This window comes from Leptospira ainlahdjerensis (assembly GCF_016919175.1).
GTDB lineage: Bacteria > Spirochaetota > Leptospiria > Leptospirales > Leptospiraceae > Leptospira > Leptospira ainlahdjerensis.
Genome location: NZ_JAFFPU010000024.1, coordinates 88,287 through 107,873 on the forward strand (window position 1 = coordinate 88,287; position 19,587 = coordinate 107,873).

Annotated in this window: 15 protein-coding genes and 1 pseudogene; 8 read left to right on the forward strand and 8 right to left on the reverse strand. The window is 42.4% G+C overall.

Annotation, left to right across the window (positions count from 1 at the left end):
• The first annotated feature begins 22 nt into the window (after positions 1–22).
• The 6 genes and pseudogenes from JWG45_RS05695 to JWG45_RS05720 form a co-directional block, all read left to right on the forward strand.
• Complete coding sequence (locus JWG45_RS05695) at positions 23–865, forward strand: LIC_13355 family lipoprotein (RefSeq protein WP_205278799.1); 843 nt, start codon at positions 23–25, stop codon at positions 863–865.
• A 14-nt stretch (positions 866–879) separates the two neighbouring features.
• Entirely contained in the window at positions 880–1,518 is a 639-nt protein-coding gene (locus JWG45_RS05700) for a DUF6580 family putative transport protein (RefSeq protein WP_205278800.1), read from the forward strand.
• A complete protein-coding gene (gene cobT, locus JWG45_RS05705; RefSeq protein ID WP_205278801.1) occupies positions 1,481–2,515 on the forward strand; it encodes a nicotinate-nucleotide--dimethylbenzimidazole phosphoribosyltransferase in 1,035 nt (344 codons plus the stop codon). Before JWG45_RS05700 ends, cobT begins: the two co-directional genes overlap by 38 nt.
• A 47-nt stretch (positions 2,516–2,562) precedes the next feature.
• Positions 2,563–3,315, forward strand: a complete 753-nt coding sequence (locus JWG45_RS05710) for an adenosylcobinamide-GDP ribazoletransferase (RefSeq protein WP_205278802.1) — start codon at positions 2,563–2,565, stop codon at positions 3,313–3,315.
• Positions 3,300–3,887, forward strand: coding sequence for an alpha-ribazole phosphatase (cobC, locus tag JWG45_RS05715; protein WP_205278803.1), 588 nt, complete (start codon positions 3,300–3,302; stop codon positions 3,885–3,887). The genes JWG45_RS05710 and cobC overlap by 16 nt, the downstream gene beginning before the upstream one ends.
• Positions 3,888–4,103: 216 nt before the next feature.
• Positions 4,104–5,042, forward strand: a pseudogene (locus JWG45_RS05720) (vWA domain-containing protein); the annotation flags it as partial.
• 3 nt (positions 5,043–5,045) lie between these two features.
• On the opposite strand, the gene JWG45_RS05725 reads toward JWG45_RS05720, so the two are convergent.
• The 7 genes from JWG45_RS05725 to JWG45_RS05755 all read right to left on the reverse strand — a co-directional run bounded on the left by JWG45_RS05725 (position 5,046) and on the right by JWG45_RS05755 (position 15,799).
• Positions 5,046–6,737, reverse strand: coding sequence for a mucoidy inhibitor MuiA family protein (locus JWG45_RS05725; protein ID WP_205278804.1), 1,692 nt, complete (start codon positions 6,735–6,737; stop codon positions 5,046–5,048).
• Position 6,738: 1 nt separating this feature from the next.
• Positions 6,739–8,850 carry a DUF4139 domain-containing protein gene (locus tag JWG45_RS05730; RefSeq protein ID WP_205278805.1) on the reverse strand — a complete coding sequence of 704 codons (2,112 nt, stop codon included), beginning with the start codon at positions 8,848–8,850 and terminating at the stop codon, positions 6,739–6,741.
• A 100-nt stretch (positions 8,851–8,950) separates the two neighbouring features.
• Positions 8,951–10,252, reverse strand: a complete 1,302-nt coding sequence (locus tag JWG45_RS05735; protein ID WP_205278806.1) for a sterol desaturase family protein — start codon at positions 10,250–10,252, stop codon at positions 8,951–8,953.
• A 212-nt stretch (positions 10,253–10,464) separates the two neighbouring features.
• Positions 10,465–11,949: an OmpP1/FadL family transporter gene (locus JWG45_RS05740; RefSeq protein ID WP_205278964.1), complete on the reverse strand. Its 1,485-nt coding sequence runs from the start codon at positions 11,947–11,949 to the stop codon at positions 10,465–10,467.
• Between the two features lie 225 nt (positions 11,950–12,174).
• Positions 12,175–14,049 (reverse strand): chloride channel protein, encoded by a 1,875-nt coding sequence (locus JWG45_RS05745; RefSeq protein WP_205278807.1) that lies wholly within the window; start codon positions 14,047–14,049, stop codon positions 12,175–12,177.
• 68 nt (positions 14,050–14,117) lie between these two features.
• Positions 14,118–14,891 carry a hypothetical protein gene (locus JWG45_RS05750; RefSeq protein ID WP_332476295.1) on the reverse strand — a complete coding sequence of 258 codons (774 nt, stop codon included), beginning with the start codon at positions 14,889–14,891 and terminating at the stop codon, positions 14,118–14,120.
• Complete coding sequence (locus tag JWG45_RS05755; protein ID WP_205278808.1) at positions 14,888–15,799, reverse strand: CPBP family intramembrane glutamic endopeptidase; 912 nt, start codon at positions 15,797–15,799, stop codon at positions 14,888–14,890. Before JWG45_RS05755 ends, JWG45_RS05750 begins: the two co-directional genes overlap by 4 nt.
• A gap of 62 nt (positions 15,800–15,861) precedes the next feature.
• On the opposite strand from JWG45_RS05755, the gene JWG45_RS05760 reads away from it, so the two are divergent.
• Both JWG45_RS05760 and JWG45_RS05765 read left to right on the forward strand, forming a co-directional pair.
• On the forward strand, positions 15,862–16,782 hold the full coding sequence (locus tag JWG45_RS05760; RefSeq protein WP_205278809.1) for a LysM peptidoglycan-binding domain-containing M23 family metallopeptidase: 921 nt from the start codon (positions 15,862–15,864) through the stop codon (positions 16,780–16,782).
• On the forward strand, positions 16,775–17,857 hold the full coding sequence (locus JWG45_RS05765; protein ID WP_205278810.1) for an SMP-30/gluconolactonase/LRE family protein: 1,083 nt from the start codon (positions 16,775–16,777) through the stop codon (positions 17,855–17,857). Before JWG45_RS05760 ends, JWG45_RS05765 begins: the two co-directional genes overlap by 8 nt.
• A 5-nt stretch (positions 17,858–17,862) precedes the next feature.
• Here the strand turns inward: JWG45_RS05765 and JWG45_RS05770 are convergent, their stop codons facing one another.
• Entirely contained in the window at positions 17,863–19,548 is a 1,686-nt protein-coding gene (locus tag JWG45_RS05770; RefSeq protein ID WP_205278811.1) for an NADPH-dependent assimilatory sulfite reductase hemoprotein subunit, read from the reverse strand.
• Between the last annotated feature and the right edge of the window lie 39 nt (positions 19,549–19,587).

A 19,587-nucleotide genomic window follows, 5' to 3' on the forward strand; every position in this document is an offset into this window, starting at 1 on the left:
TTCGCCTAACTCGGATAAACTTATGAAAAACATAAAACTAAACGGGAAAAGTATTCTGATTATTTCCGCTCTTCTCTTTTTATTTTTCGGATGCAAAGAATCCGAAAGTGAAGAATCGGATTCTATTGCAGCGCTTCTTTTCCTCGCTCAAACGAACGTCAACAACTCATACAAAAATCCTTGCCGAAGTCGCTCGGCGATCGATCAGGTTGGAATCTTTAACGCCAAACAAATTGTAAGCGCACCTGCGGATACCGGAACCGGTTTTCAGGATTCATCCTGCGCGTCCGACGGTATTTTAGGACTTGGAAATTTTAACGGATCTCTCGACGTATTTACTTTGGATACGAATGGTGCGGGTGCGTCACTCGTCCTTGGATGGAATGGAAAAAAAGTCCAAAATACGACTGGCAACGACTTTATCGTTTTTGAAAATCCGTTTCAGCAGAACAGCAGTCCGACGAACGTTTTTCTAGAACCCGTGATAGTAGAAGTAGGAAACGACCTCACGAATTGGTGCGGTTGGAATCCGACTTACAACGGTGGCGTCACTTTCTCGACAGACCCAGCGAATTGGCTTCGATTTGCCGGACTTCGTTATGTGGATTACAATCAAGAAAAGAATCCGATGGATTCCACAACACTTTTCGCTTCCGGCGGAGGCGACGGATTCGACCTTCTCGACGCAAACTTTGGCGCTTCTGGAAGCGGATGTAACGGCGCTTTGACGGTAAATCTACAAACCAACGGATTTCTATACGTCAAACTGACTTCCGCAAAAGCGACTTTGACAACACTTCCGGTCCCGGGCGCCAATGAAAATCCGGACATAGACGGCGTAATCGCAAAACAACTCAGTCCTTAAATTAGGAGAATCTAATGGAAAAGATCAATCTTGCTCTTCAAAAATGGAAAACCGCTTTGAACCAAAACGAAGGTGTTTCGACTTTAGCGGTGATTTTAGCCGGAATTTCTCGCTTTCTTCCGCATCCTTCCAACTTCACATCGATCGGCGCGATGACGGTTTATTCCGGCGCTCGTGTAAGAGGTTGGAAATCATTTTTATTTCCGATGTTCATTCTCCTAACCACGGATTATATTCTTTCTCGAGTTCACAATTACGAAATGTTTTACGAAGGCTTTTTTCTAGTTTACTTTTCATTGATGATAAACGTTTTTCTCGGAAAGTGTTTTCTGAAGAATCAAAAAAATCTAATGTTCGTTTCCGGGGTGGCGCTTCTTGCGAGCGTTCAATTTTTTACGATTTCCAACTTCTCCGTTTGGGCGTTTTCTTCTTTGTATACAAAAACTTGGGACGGATTGTTGACTTGTTATTTGGTTGCAATTCCATATTTCGCTGGCACGTTGTTAGGTGACTTGCTTTACACTTCCGTGTTATTCGGTATTTTAGACCGGGTTGAATCGAAGGTTAAGGGAAGAATTTCGATTCTTAAAAACCGAATAAAAAAGGAACCTCCGTTTGAATCTAAACGAGTTACACTCCAAAATACAAAGTAAAATCGATCTAAAAACAAAACCTCCCGGTTCTTTAGGAACTTTGGAATCGCTTGCTCTCCAGATAGGCTTGATTCAAAATACCGATTCTCCCGAACTGAAGGAACCGCATCTTTTAGTTTTCGCAGGAGACCACGGCCTTGCAAATTCCGGCGTGAGCGCCTATCCTAAGGAAGTTACCTATCAAATGGTATTCAATTTTCTGAATGGAGGCGCGGCGATCAACGTTTTCTGCAGACAAAATTCGATTCGTTTGAAAGTGATCGACGCGGGGGTTGATTTTTCTTTTCCTCACGATTCCGTTTCCAAAAACTCGGATTTTATCAGCGCCAAGGTCGGCTTTGGAACCAAAAATATCCTTATGGAACCGGCGATGACCGAGGACGAATGTAAACAGGCGATCGAAAGAGGCGCTTGGGTGTCGACCGAATCTGTATCAAAAAATTGTAATGTAATAGGATTCGGGGAAATGGGAATTGGAAACACATCTTCGGCGAGTTTGATTACGGCTGCCGTCTTGGATAAGGATCTCAAAGAAGTGACCGGGCGAGGAACCGGATTAAACGATCAAGGGTTTCAAAAAAAAATCGTAATTTTGGAAGAATGTATCCGCAAATATAAGTCGGATCTAAAAACCCCGTTCGATATTCTTCGTTTTTTTGGAGGATTTGAAATCGCGATGATCGTAGGTGCGATGATCGACTCCGCTAAAAAAGGAAGGATCATTCTGATAGACGGATTTATTGCGAGTTCCGCTTTCCTAATCGCACAAAGAATGGAGCCTTCCATAATCAAAAATGCGATATTCTGTCACAAATCGGTCGAGCCCGGTCACGTTTATATATTAGAAGAATGGAATGCAACGCCACTGTTAGATTTGGAACTTAGACTGGGAGAAGGAACCGGTTGTGCAATCGCATATCCGATTCTACTTTCCTCGATCGCTTTTTTGAAAGAGATGGCTTCCTTTGAATCGGCTAAGGTGGACCAAAAGAATTGATCTTTTCTTTTTTAAGGGAGGAATGGAATCGCTTTTGTGCCTCGTGGATGTTTAACACGAGACTTCCCGTTCCGCCTTTTTACGTTTATTCGGAAAACTCCATATCGCGCTCGTCCAGATACTTTCCTTTTATGGGTTGGATCGTTTCCGCAGGAGCGTCCTTTGCCAGTTACGGTCTGGCACAGATTCTCCCGGTTGAAATTGCGATTCTTTTGGGAATGATCGTAAGCGTTCTGATAACGGGGGGGTTTCACGAAGACGGCCTCGCAGACGTCTGTGACGCGTTTGGCGGAGGATGGAGCAAAGAAAAAATTTTAGAAATTATGAAAGACAGTCGTATCGGAACCTTCGGTTCGATCGGTTTGATTCTATCGTTGGGACTAAAGTTTCTTCTCCTAATCCATTTATTCAAACTTTCACCTTGGATTTTTCTGATTACATCCTGGTTCGCACACGCAGCAAGCAGATGGTTCGCTTTGGTTTTGATGATGCTGATTCCTTACGCGAGAGACAACGATCTTTCCAAATCGAAGCCGATCGTTAAAAAATTATTTTTTTCGGACTTTTTAGTTTCTTCATTCTTTGGATGTTTTCCCGCGTTCCTTTTCGCGCAAAAATATCCGGATCAAATTCTCCGAATTCTTCTCGATTTTGGATTTGCGTTTCTTACGATTATCTATCTAAGGTATTATTTTAAAAAGTGGATCGAAGGATTTACCGGAGATTGTCTCGGATTTACTCAGCAAGTTACCGAGTTGCTTTTGTATCTTGGAATTTTAAGCTCTTGGAACTTTTTTTAATACGACATTCGACTCCGAAAGTTCCTGCGGGAATGTGTTACGGAAGAACCGATCTTCCTCTCGTTTCCGATTTTCAAAAGGAGTTTGTGAAAATTTTCTCCAAATTAAAAGCCCCGATCAATCGAATCTATTCGAGTCCGAGCCGACGTTGTAAAGAATTAGCCGAATTCTTATCCAAAGAATCGAATCAAACCGTAGAATATTCGGATCTACTTATGGAATTGAACTTCGGATCCTGGGAAGGAAAACTCTGGAACGAAATTCCGAGGACCGAGTCCGATTATTGGATGAAGGATTTCGTAAACCAAAGAACTCCTAACGGAGAAAGTTATCTCGATCTTTCAAAACGGATTTCCGATTTTTTAGATGGGATTCTTAAAACTATCCCTTCGAACTCAAAAATCGGAATCGTAACACACGCAGGCGCGATTCGATCTTTTCTCTGTCAACTCGCCTCTATTCCATTGGAAAGCGGGTTTCGGTTCGATTTGGATTACGGCTCCGTCAGTAAAATCTCCATAGATAAGAATGGGACAGAATTTTTTTCCAAAGTTGTCTATTGGAATCGTTAAACGAATTGCCTGAACAAATTCGATTTCGGTTTTAGAATTCGTTTTTCACAAAAGAAAATTTCCTTTTTTTGACAATTCCGGATTCTCCACTCGATAGATTTTTTAGAAATGGCCGATAGATTGTTTAGTATGCGTTCCAATCTTAAGGCGGTGTGGATCCTTTGTCTTTTACTCCTTTTGCACAAAGATCAGCGTGCATCGGAAATTCCGGAACGTTCAAAATTATTCATCATAGACGCATCCGGTTCGATGAACGAATATCTCGGAATCTATCAAAAGATTCATCTTGCAAAAAAGCACGTGAGTCACTATGTCTCGGCGCTTCCACTCGAGACGGATATAGGTTTTTTAGCGTATGGAAACCGAGTTCCAGGTTGTTCTTCCTCGAGACTTTATCATCCCTTGGAAGCCGGCAATCCCGATACGTTTAAGAATCGGTTGTTCGGACTGACACCGGCCGGCGCCACTCCTTTGGCAGAATCGATTCGGATTGCAGGAAACCTAATCGCTCAGAGAAAAAAGGAAACCGAAATCATTTTAGTCACCGACGGCGTGGAGAGTTGTTATGGAGATCCGCAGAAAGAGATTCAGGTATTAAAACAAAAGGGAATTCCGTTTAAATTTCACGTTCTCGGTTTGGGTCTAAAGCCCAACGAAGAACAACAGATGAAAATTCTGACCGAAGAGGGAAACGGTATTTACTTCGGAATCGAAGACGATTCTTCGTTTCACATCGCTTTGGATTCTCTCAAAAATCGTCCTTCCGGCGCAGTCTCTGTTCCAACCTCCAAACCACAACCTCAGCAGGACGCGACGGTTTGGTTTGAGAAAATTCATCGAAATCAAGAATCGGATTCTAAGACCGTTTATACGATCGATTTCGGATTCAATACGTTAAAAAGTTCAAAAAACTGCGTAGTTTTTAATTTGAAACAGGCGCCGATTCACTCGAATTCAAGTTTAGGTTCGAAAAGAATCTCCTCCCCGGAAAGTTTAATTTTAAGTAAGAGCGAATGTTTTGATCTCAGCGCAAGTCAGGGAAAATTTATGATCGAAATTCCAAAACAAAATCCCTTGTATGGCGTTTTGGAACTTTGGGATATGACCGAAGTTCCCACTCCTCTAGCAGTTTCAAAAGAAGAGGAACTCCGTTAGACGTCACAGGCTAAGATCAAACTCCGAAGGAAAACTTACTTTGTATTTCAGTTTAATCTCTTGTTTCTGATTCGGCTTTACTTCCATTTTCCATTCTAAAATTCCTGAATCTTTCCTTAACTCGGAGTAGTTCGGAGTTGTGGAAGAATCGATCGTGACCTGAACACTCTCCACTCCCGAAACAGGAATCGACTCTTGAAACGAAATGGATCTGGATTCCTTTCCGAAGTTTTCAAGTTCCACTCGTATTGATTTTTCGATCACCTTGGTTCCGGATAAAAGTCCCTCTTTGGTCTGATTGGACTCCTTTCTATAAATGGCTCGAACCTCGTTTTCCGATCCAAAAGAAATTTCTGCTTTTTCACCGGGGCTGATATAACCGAAACTGGAAGTTCCCACCATACCCGCTTGCCGAAAAACGGCTGCTTCACCGGGAAGAATCGGAAAACCCGATAAGTTTTTAAAACTCCCCCGAATAAGCGGATAACGTTTCAAACTCGGAACATAAAGAGCGCTAAAGGCCGCATCCGTAGTAAAGGAAGCTAAAGAAAGTTTTTTCGATTCCTTTCGGGAAAGAAGTGTCACCGGTTTTGAATATCTAAATAGAAACCCGCTTCCGGATTCTTCACTTTTTCCAGTCGTCGGATCGGTATTTGCTTCCGGTGCCTCCGCCTCGGGAGCGGCACCCGCTTCTCCTGCGGTACTTTGACTTTGAAAGGTGACTAGAGCGTCCTTTTCGGTTTGGCGTTTTTGGTCGTATAATTTTTGACTGGAAAGTCGAGGTCTTCTTCCGCTCACATCGGGGCTGGAGGTAGATAATAAAAGATTAATATTGTTCCAATCTTCTCCGCTCTCTTGAACGATTTCAGCCAAGTATTCGAGTTCGACTTTTTCCCTTCCGTCCATACGAACCGAATAAAACGGCTTCCACGAAACTCCGCCGGATTGATAGGTCAGATTTAACTTTGTTTCCTTTTTTTCGGTCCCGTTATAACTCACGAGAACTTTGGTGATACGGGCCGCCTTTTCGGAAAGGGAAAGAATGATACTCAGCTTATCTCTCAAATCGGAAAGTTTTTTTCGAAGGTCTTTGATCGAACGATTGATTTCCTGATTTGAATTCAGTGCGATTTGAATCGCATGACGATTATTATTCAGCGACAAAAACCATTTTTTAGACTCCGCTTCGTTCTTTTTGTAAAAAAGATTTTTAGAAACCAATTCGGCGATTTTCAATCTTGTATCGGTAAGAATCTTTTTCAGATTTTTTAAGTTGGAATCCTTTCCTTCGTAGGCTTCGATTTCTTTTTCCAGGGCTCGAATCCGTTTTTGCAGATCCAAAGCCTCTTCGTTGTGAATAATCGCACCGGTTTCAATCCAAGTACTCGAGCCGACAACCGACGCTCCCGAAGCATCGACTGAGGCGACCAGCGATTCGTCCTGAATTTGAACGGGAAGATTTCGAATGAGAAGTTCGTTCACTCCAGGTTCCAATTGAATTTTTCCGCTCCGTAAAACTCCGGCCGAGGATTCGTACAAGGTAACGTCTTGAACTTTCAGTTCGATTTCTTTCGCTTCCAGGGAAAAACTCTGTAGAAGACTTCCTAAAAAGAGAAAAATTCCAAATCGCAAGATTAAAGAATCGAATCGATTCTGTTTGAACGAGGACAACGCTCTTAACTGTAAAGGTTTCATTTTAATATCCTCCCGATCCAGGGGTTCTTATCAGGCGGTTTTCGGCGGGGTGACTTACGGAATATTCAAATTCTATAATTTTCTTTCCGCCGGCTGGAAGTTCGATCTTGTAAGTTAAAATTCCTTCGACATTTTTTGCAGGAACGTCTTTTCCTGGTTCGAACTTGATGTCGACGCTATCGTCGACCGTATACGGAATTCGATCGATCAACGTGATCATACTGGTTCTTTTTTTGCGATTTTTGACCTCGATGCTGACCTTGTATTTTATTTTCGTTCTTGAGGAAATCACACCTTCTTTTTGTTCAAAGGAAGTTTCTCTTCGATTTACAAGAATGTCCCGGTCCTGACCGAGTTCCATACGAATCGCTTCTCCCGGTTTACTGACGCTTAAGACCGTGTTGCCAAGAAGAGTATTCCCCGAAAAAACTTCCATCGGCCCCGCTAACAACGGTTCTCCTTCCGAATTCGAAGCTTCCACGGTAAGATACGCTCCCGGTCCGGCGATCGGAGAAGTCGCATAACCCGGAATCAACGAAAGGGATTTCTTTTTTAAGAATACTTTATTGAGGGAGCGATCGGAAGGTATTGTCTCTTGAATTCCGGAAGAATATTGATAGTCAAATCCTTCCAGAGGTGAAGGAGGAATCAATCCTCCGGGAATCTTTTGAGATGAAAGAATCAGACTTCCTTTACGAAGTAAATCTTCAGTATACGTTTCGATAGAATTCAATTCCTTTCTCGAAAAATCAGATAACTTGGAGAATTTCTTTAGAGCTTCCTGTCCATAATAATTCGCTTGGTCGTACTGGCCGTTCTTGAAGTTGTATTGCTGGTTCGCTAAGTCCGTTTTTAACTGATTGAGATTATCTTCGGTCCTAAGCGAGTTTGCACGATTGGAATAATTTTGCTCGATAATCTGACGAGATTGTTCCATCGGAGCCGGAACCGGTTTTCCTGAACTTTTCTCCTGAGCATAGCCGTCGGCCTTGGAGTTCGAAGGCATTCGTTTGCTTCTTTTTTTCGATTCTTCCCTTTTCTCTTTTACGATACCTCCGCTCATGGAGGGGGAATCTTGACTTCGTAACGTTTCATCGTTAGTTTCGTTATATTGTTGTTTGACCTCTTCCGTCGCTGATTGAGTTTGAATTCTCCACTCACGTACGACCGGAAGATCGATATCAAGATCCGGATTGGAAGCGGTAAAAAATAATTTTACCTTATCCCAATCTTCTCCGGTGTCGTTCCTGACAAGAGCAAACCAGCTGAGATCGCCGCTTCTCGATTCGTCGGTTAACTGAAGGGAATATCTTGGAAACCAACTCGCACCGGGAATTAAATATTTATATTCGATCAAAGCTTCCGTATCTTCCGTCGTCTCCGTTTCAAGATAAAGTTCTTTTCTCTGTTTTGCCTCGAGTCTTCCTAAGTGATCGAGGCGGGCGTCCACAACGAGTCCTTCTTCCCGAACTTGATCCAAGGATTCTAATTTCTTTTGTCGAAGAGAAGAGAGCTGATTGAGATGTTCTTGATATTGTTTTTGAAACGCGGCTAAGAATTCGGGATCTGCGACTTCTTCTTGTAAAGCATGATCCCCCCTTAAGACCGGAGAAATTCGTACGATCGTTTTTTCTTCGTCAATTAATTCTTGAATTTCCGCGCTCAACAATTCGATCTGATCATTGATCATTTCCTGTCTCTTAAGAAGAGATCCGATTTCTTTCGTCCTCGCTCTTCTTTCCACTTTGATCTTCCCTCGAATTCCGCGTATCTTTACCTTTCGTGAAGAATCCGGAAAACGAACCGAAATCGTTCTTTCGGAAACCTGATCCGGAATTTCACCGAGATAAATCTCGGAACTTCCTGCTTTAATCTTGGCTCGAAGATTTCTTGTAACGTAACCGAAACTAGAATACAAAACTACGGATTGAATCCGGGATGGATCCGTCTTTTCAGAGGAAACGGAAATCCGTTGTTCTTCGGAAGGCCGCTCGGAATTTTCGTCGTCACTATCTTCCTGTCCCTGCGTCGAAGTCGTCAGGATAAGAAAAATAAGGAGCAATTTTGGAAATAATTTATTGTTTGTCCGTAATTGCGGAAGGGATTTTTGCATACGGTTTTCTCCAGGAAACCAGAGTTTCTTCTCCACGAAAAGAAACTCCGATCATCGGCTTGGGTCAACCGTTTTCCCTTTGGTTTTTAGAGCTCGAGTTTCAGAATGTACTTTGTGGGTGAGGTTTTTGACCTTCCACGGTGAAGAATCGTTTCTGACTGATTAAAAAACTACCCAATACCGTCAAAGAAACGATCGATCCAATCTGAAGAATTCTCGGCAAAGCCGAGATCCATTCATGACTCAGGAGCATTCCAAGTTTTTCAACGCCGGTAAAATCCATCGGAAATAGGAAAGAAATTGCAACTATTGAGCTCATTCTTACGATCTCGGAGATCATACCGCTGGTCTTCGTTTCAAAAATCGCGCTGATATTCCAAAACGTCCAGAGGACATAAAATCCCAGAACCAACATTTCAAAAAGCGGAAGTTCCTTTTTGAATTCTATGTAAATCATGGAAGCGCCGATTCCAAATGCAAACTGGACCGCAGAATAAGTCATCAGAGTCGCAGGAATTTCAGTATTAAACTTTTTGTAGGTTTTTTTGTCGATTTCCGGCGGGGAAATAAATTTACCGATGTCTGACGGCATCCAACCGGGAGGTTTGAACCAAATCAGAATTTTATCTCTCCAGCTTTTTGTTTTCCAAGAAATCTTCGCCAGGTCTTCAAAATGGTGAATCTGAGCGTGAATCGGACTCCATGTTTGAAGAGGTTTTACGATTCCATAAATAGGTTCGTCTTCTTCTTCAATAAAAGTACCGAACATTCTATCCCAAATACAAAGGGTTCCCGCGTAGTTTTTATCGATATATTTCGGGTTTCTGGCGTGGTGAACCCGGTGTTGAGAAGGAGTATTAAAAACGTATTCGAAAATTCCCAGCTTTCCGATCAATCGAGTATGAATCCAAAATTGATAAGCGAAGTTCACTTGGATGCAGATTACAAACATCATCGGTGAAAAACCTATGACTGCCAGAGGAAGATAGAACGGCAGAGAAAAAAGATTTTGAAACATTCCTTGTCTCAAGGCGACCGTATAATTATAATCTTCGCTTTGATGATGAGCTACGTGCGAAGCCCAGAAAATATTGATTTCGTGTCCGAGCCGGTGATACCAGTAATAACAAAAATCGGCTAACACGTAGCATACGACCCAGCCGAAGACTGACGTTTCTGAAATTCTAAAAATTCCAAAATTCTTATATACCCATGCGTAAAAAGAAAGCAAGGCTACGGTTATAAAAACCGTAAAAACCTGCATATAGATTCCCGCGGTTAGATTGCTTACGGAATCCTTAAATCGATAGACCGGCTTTTTGATCGCGTAGCCGGTAATCAGCTCCACTGCGAGCAAAACAAAAAAAACGGGTGTGATCAATTCGATAAGATTTTTTTCCATTGTCGGTTCGCTTCCTATTCTCTTCTTATAAAAGGATTCATCCTAATCGCTGTGAGCTGATCTTGGGACAAATCCTTCACTCAAAATTGACTTTGTAACGAACGCTCTGTCAACAAAAAAGAAGACCGATGCTGGGATATAATCAGAAGTTAAAATAACGTGCGTTACAAATAGAATCCAATTCTAAATAAGCAATAGCCCTTGAGGATCATTTAGAAGAAGATCGTCATCGAAACACCGAGCGTCCAAATATATCCTCCGTAGGAATAATTTGGATTTCGCTCCGTTGGAGTGTATTTGTTTACTTCGTTCGCTTTTAATTGGTGATTTTCAATCACAATGTCAAAGATAAGAGGTTTTTTTAGTCGATTCATAAATTTAAACGTAGTAGGGCTGAATACATAAGAAAATCCTAAACTATAAATATTACGATCCGAATCCATCCAGTTATTGGTTCCGGGCATTGAGGGAAGTGGTGTCGGTTTAGTCGCGAATCCCAATCTCGCTTTTAGAAATTTAAAAAGGGCATATTCCGCGCCGATTCGAAAGTTAGTTGTATCGTGAAGATACAAAGGTTCGGAATACTTTTCCTTGATTCTGGATAATTTGAATTGGCTCCAAATTTCACGATTCACATCAAAACTCAACACCAAACGGTCGTTAGGTCGAAACGCAAGACCATAGGAAAACACTCTGGGGTTGAATCCGTCCAAAATCGCAAGATCAAAGTCCAACTGAATTCCAAGAAGAGTAGTCTGTGCTCTCGCAGGAACAGGATCCACCTGCATGACGGTTTCCCTCTTGTAGGAAGCTCCTAAACTGAATTTGCCGTACGAAAATTGCAGACCGTAAGTAGGATTGATCAGCGGTTTTACCGTAAGAATTACTTGCGAATTCGCCGTAACCGGATCGGGGGAAATTGGAACGTCCTTCATCAAAATGCTACCGGTTCCGCCTGCAAGCGCCGTAAAACCGATTCCTGCAAATAGACGATCCTTCCAAATTTCAAGCCCAAGTCCGCCCATGATGGTAGGCCTTTCATTGCTAATTCCCTGTTGCAGATAACGTGGAACCGTAGGATTCTGATCGTTGAGTGTTAGAAGATTTCCTGTTCCGGGAAGAATTGCGTTTATTCCAAAACGAAAACCTCTGCTCATATCGAACATATCGTTTAGGTTTAGAGTTAAACCCAAACCTACGAAACTATCTCGGATCTTGTTTAGATTTTGATTCCGCGGCGCAGTCGTATGCGAAGTTGGATTGGCGTACATATATTGAAAGGAAACTTCATGAACGCTTCTTTCCGGACGATTCGCCGGCTTGTATTTAAAAACGTCCTTTGTAAAACCTTCTTTCGTATCGGCCCAAAATCTTTTATACCAAGGGCCGATTACGGAAGGTGTCGGTTGTTGATTGGCCGGGTCGTTCGGATCCGCGTTAGGCGGAATCATAGGAGTGGTGTCTTTATTCTCCGGATTGGGATTTTCCGGATGATTAGTTCTAGCTTCTTTTTCCATTGCGGCAAGAATTAAATCACCCTCGGAAAGTCTTCCTAAACCGGCAGGATTGTAAAACACCGCAGATGAATTGTTCACAATCGAGGTAACCGCACTCCCCATCCCGGCCGCCGCCGGATGTGCGCCATAGATATCGCCATAACTTCCCGCGTGCAGATTCTCTCGAAATCCGAGAGCCATCAACAAAACTATCCCTATCGTTCTTTTTAACTTAAAAATTTTCAATTTCGCCTACCCTCTTTCCAAACAATCGATGAAGGAAAGATACAATCTTACTTCTACGATCCGCTGATATTATTATTAAATATCAGTTATTTTTAAAAAGTTCGGATTATTGTATAAAGGAAGGGTGAAAAAGTCGAGAAAAATATCTAAAAAATTGGAGCGAACGCTACAACGGTCTATTTAAGCTCCCTTTCCGGGAGAAGAATTCGAAGTTTTCCCACTTTTAGGAAATGTATTTTCGAAATATATCTTCATAAGATCGGCAAAACGCAAATATCCGATGAATTGCTCCTGATCTATAATCGCAATTTTATCCAAATCCTGATCTATCAAAAGCCTCAATAACCGTGCCAGAGAATCTTCGGGATTTCCAAATGGGGCTGCTGTATCCGTTACGTCTCCGACGGTGATAAGATTTCCTGCGACATTCCTGGATTCCAAAGTATGCCTTACTTTTCGAAGTGAAAGAATTCCTAAATATCGATTTTCTTTATCTAAAACAATGTAATCACTAGCCTGAATTTTAAGCGCTTCTTCCTCCAATTCCGAAAGAAGTAAATGATCTCTCGTCACAGCAATCGTCCTCAGTCGATTCTTCCATGTCTTAACCTGAATTTCTTCCAAGAAGTCGCGGTTCATATCCCAAAAATGTGCGGGGGATTGAAATCGAGTTTCTTTCTGCGCCTTATATAAACTTAGCTTGTGACTTAGAACAAATGTCAAAATCGACACGACCATCAGTGGAGGAAGAAGCGTATAACTTCCGATCATCTCGCAAATCATAATCATTCCGGCGATGGGCGCGCTTGCAACGCCGGCGTAAAAGGCCCCCATACCGACCAAAATAAAAGAAGTCACCGAAAGATCGGGATATATTAGAACTTTTGCAAGTGTCCCCACTCCTCCACCCAACATTCCTCCGATAAAAAGAGAAGGGCCGAACATTCCGGCTGAACCGCCTGTTCCGATCGTAAACGAAGTGGTAAGAATTTTTATCGCCGCTAATATAAAAAATAATACTACTAACCAAAGGCCGGTTCCTTGATAAACCGAAGAAAACAATCCTTGTGTTCCGATCGGATCCTTTCCATCTAAGGCTACTTGCAGAATTCCGGCTCCGGTTCCGATCGTTTCCGGCAAAAATAATCCGACGGTTCCCACAAAGAGGCCGCCTAACGCGGGTTTTAGAATCGGAGAAATTGTAAGGACGCCGGAAAACGTTTGGACCTTTCTAAAAATTCTTATAAAAATATCTCCGCATAAAAAGCAAAGAACACCCAAGCCCAAGTAAAAAATTAAGTCGGTGTAACGAAAGAATTCGTTGTCTGCGACCCGATAGACCGTTCTAAAACCGTTGAGACTCGAATAAACGAGATAGGCTGAAACCGAAGAGATAATACAAGGAATCAAAGAATCGCTTTCAATGTCCTCTCTATAGATCATCTCCACGGATGTCAGCGCTCCGCCTAACGGCGCGTGAAAGATTGCGCCTAAACCTCCCGCAGTCCCCGCAAGCAACAAAGTACGTCTCGCTCTTGCCCCGGCCTTGAGAAGAGTCGCCAACAAGGATCCAAAACCAGCTCCGATTTGAGAGATCGGACCTTCCTTCCCTCCGCTTCCACCGCTCGCAAGCGTAAAGACAGTGGCAACCGATTTGATAAGCGACACGACCGGATTCATCTTTCCTTCCTGATTGTGAAAGGAATCAATCATCGCATCGGATCCGGTTCCGCCTGACTCCGGTGAAAAACGATTCACAATCCAACCGGTTAGGAGTCCGCCAAGAATGGGCAACAAAAAGACCAACCAGGGACGATATTCGTCCGAAAAAGGAATTCCCCAGTTCGCAGTGTCCCTCGGCTCGATTAGAAATTCTCCGGAGGCGTGCGGAAGGTTCAACCCGGCCGCACGATCTAAAAACAAGTATTCTGATACAGCGAGAATTCTCGAAAAAAGATAGGCCCCTAATCCGGATACAATACCAGTTAGAATGCAGTAAAAGTATAAGGATCTTCTTCCACTGATTCTAAATAAGGGTTGTTTTGCTTCTTTCATTTTCGCCGAAGAATGAGATTGCTTCGATTCGACCGAAAGCGATCCTGTAAAAAAGAAATTCTCTAACTTTAGTATTTAAAAGAATAAGACAATTCGAACAAACGATTATGAGTTGTGGTATCTTCCAAGGCCCCCGTCGCACGATACAATCTCGGAATAGCAACGGCGGCGATAAAAATTCCACTGAATTTCGCATCGAAGATGTTTCCACTAGGACCGGGTTTGTTGAGAAGATTGTCAATCGCACTTTTCTTATCGTTATTGCTCATTACGAAATAATACGCAAGACCACCGATTAGTAGATCGGTGAGTAAATAAAAAGAAGATCTGGAAAAAGAGTCTCCCGAAGTATAAACCGGAGACTTGCGAGCATTGTACATCACTGAAAACGCTGGTGAAACTAAGTTCAAACCTTGTGAAATGATATGGGACTTTTTTTCCAGCTTCTCGATTCGATTCTCTCCTGCGGGGGAGGTCCCGGTTACAGAGCCGATTCCGTTCGCATCCTTTCTCTGTAATTCTTCCTGAAAATAATTCCGAAACGCTTTTTCCATTCCTGCTTTGGGAGCTTCGATTCTCATAATACTTACGTTATCACGCTTTGCAAATTCTCCCAAATATACGTTAAACGAATATTTTGAATACCAAGGATTCGTATAATGATATTTGAATCCTTTAGTTTTTTTACTGAGTTTGACCGAACCTTCCGCAAACTTATTCAAAGCAGCAAAAACCTTCATATTAGTATCTTCGATCTTTCCTTCGATCTCGATGACTTCGGAAGCAAATGTAGGAATCGCGGTAAAAAAGAATAGAATAGAAACCAGATAAAAACGATTCACTGAATATCCCCCCCTTTGATAAAGGCGATCAATAACATGATAGAATTGTAACTAACGTGTGCGGAAATGGAATACCAGATATTTCCCGTTCTTAAAGAAAAAAGACCGAAGAACATTCCGACAAAACTCAATAGTATAGGAACGCTTGCAGAAGATTGATCGCTATAATGAACAAGACCGAATACGACGGAAGTAAACAACAAGCCCGGTATTTCCAGTCCTTTGGCTTGGAATTGTTTGAGGCAAAATCCTCTAAAGAAAATTTCCTCCACGATTCCCGTGATCAATCCCACACTGTATAAGGACCAGAGTAACAAAGAACGATTTCCTTTCATCTCCCGAAAGAGGACTTCTTGAAATTCGTTCGGCGTTTGTTTTCCGAAAATTTTGGTGAGAAAAAAACCAAACACGATGACAAACAGAAATACCAAGGCTCCAAGTCCCGCACCCGTAAGCATCGTCTTTAAAGTGAACGGATCACTGAGATTGGAATATTCGGCTTTGAAAAAACGAACGAGTATAAAATAAGCGGGAAGAATAAAACAGAGCGCCCAAATCAACCGGTCCACAATCAGAAGCCAAGGTTTTTCCTTCACCATCACTTCGATATAACGTTGATAGATTTGTTTTGTGTCGGTTTGAATTTCCTTTTGAAATTTCTCCGTGGTTTCCTTGTAGATCTCGGCCCGCGTCTCCGCATCCAAATAAGGAAAGTCGCTCGGTAGTTCTTTTGAAATCAAGACCGTAAGCACGATCGAGGTGGCGATAAGCGGAAGAAGAACGTAGGTCCCAAGAATTAAAACGAGAAGCTGTTGAAATGCGATGAATATCGGCTCAAACGGTTTATTTTTCGGGGTGCCGGTATTTTCTAAGGATTCCATTGGATCGGGAGTCTCGGTTACAAGCATTTCTGTCTCTTTTTTTGCGTCATTGTTTTTTTAGAATCAGCCGATTCTACAAGTATAAGACCATGATACGATCTCTTAGGTATCCAATCGGAATGATTACGGTGATCCTCGCGGTTATTTTTTTCGAGAATCCAATCCACTCCCGTCAAAAATCGGAACTCCTCCGAAATCTTGATTACAACAATCAATCCATCAAACGCCTTCGGGAAGACGTGAAGAACAATCTTAGAATCTCGGTCTCCAATTTAGAAAGATCTGAACTGACGTCTCTTGAATTCTATCGATATGTGGTTAAGAAAGAAGATAATTTCTTCAAGATCATGGCGCGAACCGGAATGGATATAGACACACTTTCTTCCGTTAATAGCCTTTCTTCCCCTTATGATATTTATCCGGGAATGGAATTGTCGATTCCGAATATGCGCGGAATCTACGATTTGGAGGAAAGGGAGAATTCACCTTCCGTTCAGAGAAAACTTTCGAAAAAATACAACCTCGCGAAAAAATTCGTAAACTACGACGAAACCAAAGGAATGTGGTTTATCCCGGGAAAAGGACTTCCCAAAGAAGAAAGATCTTTCTTTTACGGAATGGCTTTTTTTCGTCCGCTCGGAGACGAAGGAATTGTTTCTTCGAAGTTCGGAAAAAGAAAGGATCCTTTTACGAGAAAGGAAACGTTTCATGGTGGAATGGACATCGCCGCCGACGAAGGTACTCCCGTGTTTGCTTCCGCGGATGGAGAAGTTTCCTTCTCGGATAAAAAAGGCGGTTACGGTAATTTGATAGTTCTAAACCATCGGCTCGGTTATGAAACGTTATACGGTCATTTGAGTTCGATTGCGGTTCGTCCCGGTGAAAAAGTCCGCAAAGGACAAAAGATCGGAGAAGTTGGTCAAACTGGAAGAGCCACCGGAAATCATTTACACTTTGAAGTAAGAAGATTCAACCAAAGGCAAAGACCAATTTTTAGAGATCATGCTTAAAAAAATCAGCCTCTTTCTGATCGTCTTAATTTTGACATCCTTCTCTTTCTTAGGTATTCTTTTTTTTCGCTCCGGAAAAGTCGCAACGGAAAGTTATCTTCCCGATTCACCCTTTGCTACCGAAAAAAACAATCATCTTCTGGAAGCGGAATGGATTCATAAGAAAGTTTTAGAAAAACCTTATGGAATCGCTGTCGATGCCTCCGGTTCCATTTATACGGGAACTCAGGACAAAAAAATAATCCGAATTCGCACAAACGAAAAGGTGGAAGTTTTTGCAACCGTCGAAGGAAGACCCTTAGGAATGAGTTTTGATAGTCAGGGAAATCTTTTAGTTTGTGTAGAAGAAATCGGAATCGTTTCCATCGATAAAGACGGGTCCCAAAAAATTCTGATTTCAAAACTTCCGGATGGATCTCCCTTACGTTTTCCGCACTCGATCGACGTAGCTAGAGATGGAAGAATCTACTTCACCGTTTCCAGTAAAATTCATTCCTACGACGATTCTTTTTTAGAGGAATTGTCGGCCCTTCCAAGCGGAATGATCATTACTGCGGATAAGAATTCTAACTCATTAGAAATCTTGAATGAAGAATTGTATTACCCGACCGGGATCAGCTTGTCTTCCAATGAAAGTTTTCTCTTGGTCGTCGAACCGTTTCGTCACCGAATTTCTTCAGTTCCACTTTTTGGATCGAAACGTGGAATCGAAAAATTCTTTCTTACGAATATGCCGGGAATTCCCGGGTTGGTTTCGAGCAATGGTGGATCGTTTTGGATCGGAGTTCCGTATTATAGAAACGAAATCTTGGATAAAACCCAAGAATATCCGGAGATCAAAAATCTTTTGGGAGGACTACCAAAGATTCTTTACGCGAAAAACTCGCCGAGAGGACTTGTGATCGCTATGAATGAATTCGGAGACATCACCGCAAACTATCAGGATTTTGCGGGAACCTCGATTTACGGAATCACTGCCGTTTTAAGTCACGCCGGAAATATCTATTTAGTTTCTTCGACTCAGGGAAAAATCGCAAAGATGAAACCCGTCGTCGAAGAAATTCGATTTTTCTAATATTCTTACATCGATCCTAAGGCTTCTCTAAATCTTTCGAGAGGAAAGCGGTTTACGAAATCTCCGAATTTTTCACCCGGAGTTCCTTCCTCTTTCCAGAGAATAAATGCTTTTTCGAGTTGTGCAGGAATGTCCGAAAACGCGACCTTTTTCGCGACGTATTCTCCAACTTTAGTTCCTTCGGAATCCGCTCCGAAAAATAAGGAGTATTTTCCACCTGCTTGTTGACCTACGATTCCAACTTCCGCAGAATAAGGTCTTGCGCATCCGTTCGGACATCCAGTCATTCTTACAACCGGAGCACGGTCGCTAAGCCCGTGCTTTTCCAATACTTTCTGAATTCCGTTTAATAACTCCGGAAACGTTCTTTCGGATTCAGTAAGAGCCAAACTGCAAGTTGGAAGCGCGGGACAAGCAAGAGCGCGATCAAAAAGAGGATGCGGGCTTTTCGGACTCACATTCAATTCTTCTAATCTTTTTTCGATCTTTGTTCGATCCGCTTTTTGAACTCCGATCAAAATCAAATCTTGATCCGCGGTAATCTGAACGCCGAGTTTATAATTTCCGATAATTTCCTTCAGAGCCGATTTCAGAGGTTTCCCAGGGAAGTCTTTGATTCGACCCGCAAGAGTATGAAATCCGAGGGAAAGAGTTCCGTCCTCTCTTTCCGTCCAACCTAAATAGGAAGGAGTTTCCCAAGCTGGAAGAGCTTTGTTCAGATCAAACTTCGTCTTCGAACGGGATTCGACTTCTCCTCTAAACCATTCTACGCCTTTATCGGCAAGAACGTATTTTAAACGCGCATGTTTACGGTTGGTTCGATCTCCAAAATCCCTATGCGCGGTGACGATCGCCTCTGCAACAGCGACTAACGCACTTTCTGGAATCCATCCCAAAAGACTGGCAGCGCGAGCAAAGGTTTCAGGTTTGTTATGAGTCATTCCGAAACCGCCGCCAGCAAAAACGAAATAGCCGTCGATCTTGCTTCCGTCCGAATTTAAAGTAGCCGCAAATCCCATATCGTTCGCATAGATATCGACCGTGTTGTTTCCGGCAAGTGTAACGGCGATTTTAAATTTTCTAGGAAGAAAGGTTTTGCCGTAGATCGGATCTTCTTCGTCTTTATTGATTTGTTTATCGCCTAACCAGACTTCTGCGTAAGCGTTGGTCTTAAATTTAAAATGGTCGGATAAGAGTTGAGCGACTCCGTCTAAAAGTTGAAGACTTTTTTTACCGTGTGGATTTACTGCCTGAGTTACGTTTCTAACCACGTCCCCGCAAGCGCCCATACTGGAAAGATTGATCTTATTGATTTCCTGCATCACGTCACGGAGATGAAAAATTCTCAGAGTATGAAGCTGAACCGATTGTCTCGTTGTTAAACGAATTGCACCGCCGCCGAATTTGTCTCCGAGCGCGTCCCAAACCAAATACTGTTCCGCGGTAAGTCTTCCGCCTGGAATTCTACCGCGAATCATGAATGTAGTCGGCGCTTCTACGTCGTTTCCATTCTCGTCCTTCTTTCGATCTCTATCCTTTTGCTGATAAAGGCCGTGAAATTTCAGGAGCTGTTTTTCATCCTCTTCGTAAGAATCGATTTTTTGGTCGATTCCCTCGGCGATTTTTCCTCTGAGATTATTTGAGTTCAGTTTAATTTCTTCAACCGGCGATAGTTCTTTTGTTTCTGACATGGTTTAGATTTTTCCTTTTTCGGGTTTATGATTTCGTTC

Excerpts from the sequence above, each read along its gene's own strand:
- JWG45_RS05695 (WP_205278799.1), top strand. The coding sequence starts at position 23 with ATGAAAAACATAAAACTAAACGGGAAAAGTATTCTGATTATTTCCGCT.
- JWG45_RS05760 (WP_205278809.1), top strand. The coding sequence starts at position 15,862 with ATGATACGATCTCTTAGGTATCCAATCGGAATGATTACGGTGATCCTC.
- JWG45_RS05710 (WP_205278802.1), top strand. The coding sequence starts at position 2,563 with ATGTTTAACACGAGACTTCCCGTTCCGCCTTTTTACGTTTATTCGGAA.
- JWG45_RS05745 (WP_205278807.1), bottom strand. The coding sequence starts at position 14,049 with ATGAAAGAAGCAAAACAACCCTTATTTAGAATCAGTGGAAGAAGATCC.
- JWG45_RS05735 (WP_205278806.1), bottom strand. The coding sequence starts at position 10,252 with ATGGAAAAAAATCTTATCGAATTGATCACACCCGTTTTTTTTGTTTTG.
- JWG45_RS05770 (WP_205278811.1), bottom strand. The coding sequence starts at position 19,548 with ATGTCAGAAACAAAAGAACTATCGCCGGTTGAAGAAATTAAACTGAAC.
- JWG45_RS05740 (WP_205278964.1), bottom strand. The coding sequence starts at position 11,949 with ATGGCTCTCGGATTTCGAGAGAATCTGCACGCGGGAAGTTATGGCGAT.
- JWG45_RS05725 (WP_205278804.1), bottom strand. The coding sequence starts at position 6,737 with ATGAAACCTTTACAGTTAAGAGCGTTGTCCTCGTTCAAACAGAATCGA.
- JWG45_RS05755 (WP_205278808.1), bottom strand. The coding sequence starts at position 15,799 with ATGCTTGTAACCGAGACTCCCGATCCAATGGAATCCTTAGAAAATACC.
- JWG45_RS05765 (WP_205278810.1), top strand. The coding sequence starts at position 16,775 with ATGCTTAAAAAAATCAGCCTCTTTCTGATCGTCTTAATTTTGACATCC.
- JWG45_RS05730 (WP_205278805.1), bottom strand. The coding sequence starts at position 8,850 with ATGCAAAAATCCCTTCCGCAATTACGGACAAACAATAAATTATTTCCA.
- JWG45_RS05700 (WP_205278800.1), top strand. The coding sequence starts at position 880 with ATGGAAAAGATCAATCTTGCTCTTCAAAAATGGAAAACCGCTTTGAAC.